The organism is Actinomadura sp. HBU206391 (genome assembly GCF_014323665.1).
Lineage (GTDB): Bacteria > Actinomycetota > Actinomycetes > Streptosporangiales > Streptosporangiaceae > Actinomadura_C.
The window spans coordinates 1-3,914 of sequence record NZ_JABVEB010000394.1; the positions used below are offsets into that span (position 1 = coordinate 1).

Consider the following 3,914-nt stretch of genomic DNA (forward strand, 5'->3'; position numbering starts at 1 on the left):
ATGATGGCGTCGGCCATGAGGGAACGGGGGGGGCTCGCCTGGCTTGCGGTATTCGCTGCCGACGAGGCGGCCGGTTTGGGGCTTTGAGGGCAAGAACATCTATGTAGTCCAGGGCCGACGCGCGATCAATGCTTGAGACCTGTGGATCGGCTGGAAGGGGTGGACCTTCCCGGTGATCGTCTGAAGGTCTCACGTACGGCCGATGCGCCAACGTCGGTCGGGAGGGCACACCCATGCTCACCGTGGTCCCTGATCCCACCGACGGCGATCGTCACGCGGGTGGCCCGGTTCTGTCCGGGTCGCTGATCGATGAGATCGTCCGCGAGGGCGCCCGGTGGATGCCGGCCGAAGCATTGCCGAGGTCGATGCCTACATCGCTCAGTTCGCGGGCGAGCGCGATGAGTGCGGCCGCCGTCTGGTCGTGCGGAACGGCTCCGCCGCCTGACCAGCAAGCCCAACAGCCGGGCACTGTCTGCCTGCCCGGCTGATCTCCGATTTTCCGTCAGCAAGGTCAGAATTGTCCGCCAGCTCCCGCGCTGTATGCCTCGTACCCATTCTCCCCTCCCGAGTCGTCATCCTCATAGCTGCCTGATCGTAGGCCGGAGCAGAGCGGGTCAAGGGTCGGCCTAGCCGATCGCGTAGCGCCGCTGTGGGCGCCCTTGATGCGGTCCGTGGAGGCCGGAGACTGGCCGCGTAGAGGGGAAGACGACGCCCCTAACACCGGTAGCCAAATCCCTAAGCCGTGACCCCCTCCATGCGAACTATCGGTACCCCAAGATCCGACGGCAGTTCGTTGGTCAGCGCTGTGTTGGTGAGCCGCCTAGGAAGACGGTGTGCATCGACATTTACTGTACTTATGCTGCACGACAGAAGTGCCGACAGTGAGACCCCTGCTTGCCCGATGGTAAGCGGACTCGGAGCACAGGGCCAGCCATGGGCCGAACACCGGAAGTCATGCGGCAGCAGCTAACCACCACGGCAATCATCACGACACTCGGTCACCACCCAGCGCCGAGTGTTCCACCGAAAAGCTATTTTATAGGCGCGCAGCCGATGTAACTCAGTCAAGATTAGCGCGCCCACACCACTTAGAAGGACAGCATTCCTGACTCTCGACCTCGCTTTGCTGCTCTTTCCAATAGCTGACGCCCGGTAGTACCCAAGCTTGCTATCTTCGCCATGCATTCCTGCCACTTATTTTCGTCGCCACGCTCTTGATACCATTGGGCCATGTTAAACAGAACATAAGCCTGCTCCCATACGCTTTCAATTTTTTCAAAAGAGGCGAGGGACTTTCGATATAGGTCTTCAGTATTATGCAGATCGCCTTGCAATCTATATAGGTTTCCCTTATTCATGTATGACATTCCGGCAATCAGGTGATCTCCAATACCTTCGGCTATCCGTATCGAGTCATCGAATGCAACGGCTGCCTTTTCTGCTTGACCAACTTGCCCTAGGGCCGCACCAAGCTGACCCAAGGTGCTTGCCTCCGCCCGCCGCGCACCTGTCGCCTGGTGAATTTCCAGAGCTTTCCCCAATATGCCTACGGCTGCCATATACTGCTTGGTCTCTCGCAGAGATGTAGCCAAGTTCGTAAGCGCGAAACCCAATCCGTAGGCATCTTGAATCTCAGTATATAGGCGAACTGCGCGCTGCAGAACGGGAATGGTGGCTAGAACATTTCCCTCGGCGCGCATCGACTCAGAAAGTCCTGACAATACCCGCGCCTCGCCCTCTTTGTCGCCGATTTCCCTGTGCAACTTCCGTGCGCGAAGAAATAGCGGCTTACCGTCGTCGTGGCGGCGACACGAGTTGTAGGCAAGTCCTAGATTGTTAAGCGCACTGCCCTCTCTCTTTTTATCCCCTAGGGATTTTGCTGCCGCAACTGCAGATTCTGAGACTTTGATAGCCGTCGACCAGTCGCCGCGCAGACAAAGGTAAGGATTGATCGCAATCCCCAGCTCCCACGACCGGGTTAGCCCCCCAATATCAGAGGCCGAGCTGATGCATGCGACTACATTGGCGTGTTCCCGCGCGGCCCAGCGGAGGGCATTCTTGGAATCTTCAAATGACTCCGTCCCTTCGAGGTCGGACGTGCCGTTTATCCATCCATTGACCTGCTCTATTGTCTCAAAATAGTACTTGAACAGGCGGTGCAACGCTTCTTGCTGCGCATGGCGAGCGTCGGTGCTATCAGCAAGCTCCCGACCGTAGAGACGTAGTAGGTCATGCAGCTTCCACAACGTCGGCTCGAAGCTGCGAGTAATTAGGTGCGAAGATTCAAGTCGTCTGAGCGCTTGACGCGCCTTAACCTCTGTCACTCCCAGCAAATGTGCTGCGGCTTGGAGGGATAGCTCTCTCCCTGGGTGGATGGACAAGTAACGCAAACACTTGGCGGCTTCCCTCGGAAGGCGTAGGTACGAGCCCTGAAATACTGCTCGAATCTCTGCATCCTCGAACTCAAGTCCAGCAAGTCTCGTTGCCTCCTCCTTTAGTTCGTGAGCTATATCCAACGCACTCAAATCAGGATCGTTGGCCAGTATTTGCGACACCAGCTGAAGAGCGATGGGCAGACCACCGCACAAATTGGCAAGCAATTCCAAGGCTTCAGTCTGTCCGGAAAACCGGCTTTCGTTTCCTTTGGCGATAAGCTGTGTCGACTGGCGCAGGGGCAGGATCGACAAAGGGACGTCTCGGGAGAGCGGGATCCTCGGACTTAGCGAATTTCGCGATGTGATTATTACACGGTGGATTCCTGGAGGTGGCAATAGGTCGTGAGCCTGACGTATATCTGCAACGTTATCGAGCAGCAGCAGTATCGGGCGTCCCTCCCGCTCCCTGGTTTTCAAAAGATGCCGATAAGCGATAAAATTAGCGGCGGCGTCAGGTGCTACATGGTCGGCACCTAGCGCCAGCAGCAGGCCGGGCAGTACTGCAGATGGTTCTACCCATTCTCGTGGGTTCTCCTCGTATCCTTTAAAATCGGCGATAAAGGCGCCTCCGGAAAATAGGCCCTTTGTGCATAGGTTTGCCGCAACCTCTAGAGCGAAGGCTGTTTTGCCAACACCGGGCATCCCTGCAACGACACCAACGTGCGAGAAGCCTTCAACCGACAGGGAAGATGTAAGGAAGTCTTCCACTGCACGTAGTTCATCTGCTCGACCCACGAAGCGAGTCCCCATGCCACTGCTCGGCAATATTGGGTGAACGAAGACAGTCCGCAGTGACGAAATCGCAGTATTTGGCGTTGTATCGATTCCCAAATATTGGGCCCGTACGGTCGCCATAGCGGGCTGGTCTAGTATCGTTACGATGCGCTCCAGGTGATAGATCTCGCACGCCGACTGCGTACGGCTACACAGCTCCTTACGCTCTGCCAGCGACAGCTCTTGATTCGTCACAAATGCGATGCCATCTGCGCTATTGGCCGATACGCCGGCGGCGTCAGATACGAATTTACTCCTGATCGCCTTAAACGCTTGTTGGCCGCGGGGAAAGTAGACCGCCATGATCCATTTGCGGCCATCTCTCTGCATGATGGCGTCTTTCTTACCGTCCGGCCCACCAAGCGGATGGCTTGGGTCGAGGCGACTAAAGCCATCTCCTAGCAGTATCTGAGCAGCCAAACGCTCCGATGGCGCTTGGCCAGAAGTCCAGACAAGCAGTCGATGCCAGGTCTCGTCCCAACGCTCTGCCATGCTCCCCATTCTGGCTTACTCGGAGGGTGCTTTAATCCAGAATGGGTAACAGGTGTGTAATCGGCTCGGTCTGGAATCGTTCTCAAGCAGAATCCCGCCTCCGGCCGGGGCGAGACCGGCCCGGAGAGGCCGCATGCCCGTCCCGGCTGGCGGCGCGTAGCGGCGCCCTTGAAGCCGTAGAGAAACTTCTCATCCGGCAGGTCAGAGGGTGTC

General features: G+C 57.4%; 1 protein-coding gene. It reads right to left on the minus strand.

Annotation, left to right across the window (positions count from 1 at the left end; all coding sequences use genetic code 11):
• Positions 1 to 1,088: 1,088 nt before the first annotated feature.
• Positions 1,089 to 3,701 carry a tetratricopeptide repeat protein gene (locus HKK72_RS37105; protein WP_187239069.1) on the minus strand — a complete coding sequence of 871 codons (2,613 nt, stop codon included), beginning with the start codon at positions 3,699 to 3,701 and terminating at the stop codon, positions 1,089 to 1,091.
• Between the last annotated feature and the right edge of the window lie 213 nt (positions 3,702 to 3,914).

Coding starts and splice junctions, on each gene's coding strand:
- HKK72_RS37105 (WP_187239069.1), bottom strand. CDS start 3,701: ATGGCAGAGCGTTGGGACGAGACCTGGCATCGACTGCTTGTCTGGACT.